The sequence below is a fragment of the Fulvivirga aurantia genome (assembly GCF_009711475.1).
Taxonomy (GTDB): Bacteria; Bacteroidota; Bacteroidia; order Cytophagales; family Cyclobacteriaceae; genus Fulvivirga; species Fulvivirga aurantia.
This window is the reverse complement of record NZ_SMMD01000221.1, coordinates 1-1,027: the sequence shown is the minus strand read 5'-3', so window position 1 is coordinate 1,027 and position 1,027 is coordinate 1. Positions and strand designations below refer to the sequence as shown.

Here is a 1,027-nt window from a genome sequence, read left to right as displayed (position 1 = left end):
GAATAGTTGATCGATGGTCTGCCAAAATCTGGCAAAATGAATCAAAGGGGTATGTTGACCATCGCTATGAAAGTGCTGAAATTCTCATCAATAATCACCTGGGTTATGGTATTGTCATCAATCTAAGTAAGACTTTAGCCTTAAACCAAAGTGTAGGTGCCGGCATTTATTATTCGACCACTGATAATGACGAAAGATCAGGTGGTGCACCTGAAATAAGTGATCATAATGTAAAGGGCTATACCGACTTAGGTTTTACGTGGGGGCTTGATTTTTCATTTGTATATAAACTCAAATGAAAAAATGTGCTAACATAATAAAGGCTTCTAAAATGTATGTCTCTGATATAGTGTCATCACTGCCACCTGAATTTTATTACCACAATTTACAACACACTCAATATGTAGTTGAGGGAGTAAAAATTATGTCAGATTACCATGTTGTTTCACCTGAAAAAAGAGAAAAACTTATTCTTGCTGCCTGGTTTCATGATACTGGTTTTATAGAGTCATACAAAAATCATGAAAGCCACAGTCAGCATATAGCAACACAGTTTTTGCATAACTTAAATTGTTCTGAGTCTGACATATTACAAGTCTGTCATCTAATAGAAGCAACCCGACTTCCTACAAATCCTAAATCATTATCAGAAAAAATCATTTGTGATGCAGATATGAGACATCTGGCAGCTAATAATTATATGGAAATAAACAATAAACTCAGGCAGGAGGTGATGTCTTGTTGTCATGAAAAATTTGATGATGAAACATGGGCTTTTCTCAATCTTCGATTTTTAGAAATACATAGATATTATACATCATATGCAAAAGAGATACTGAGGCCGAAGAAAGAAGTTAACATAGCCCAAATTGAGTACACTTACTCATAAGCGCAAAAAAAGCCCTGCTTGCGCAGGGCCTCCAAATCAAAACCAACTATTAATTTGAACTAAAATCTTTTACAAGGGAAAAGCCATTGCTGAACCACTATTATTAGATTTATTAATCTTTTTATTTTCTACCATTGG

The 1,027-nt window shown here is 34.7% G+C and carries 2 protein-coding genes; both read left to right on the top strand.

All coding sequences use genetic code 11. The features are described 5' to 3' along the window. Window positions 1-299: hypothetical protein (locus E1176_RS20240; RefSeq protein WP_185152510.1), on the top strand; the 299-nt coding region annotated here is incomplete at its 5' end. Further along, window positions 296-889 (top strand): HD domain-containing protein, encoded by a 594-nt coding sequence (locus E1176_RS00720; protein WP_155208676.1) that lies wholly within the window; start codon window positions 296-298, stop codon window positions 887-889. The genes E1176_RS20240 and E1176_RS00720, both read left to right, overlap by 4 nt. The last annotated feature ends 138 nt before the right edge of the window (window positions 890-1,027 follow it).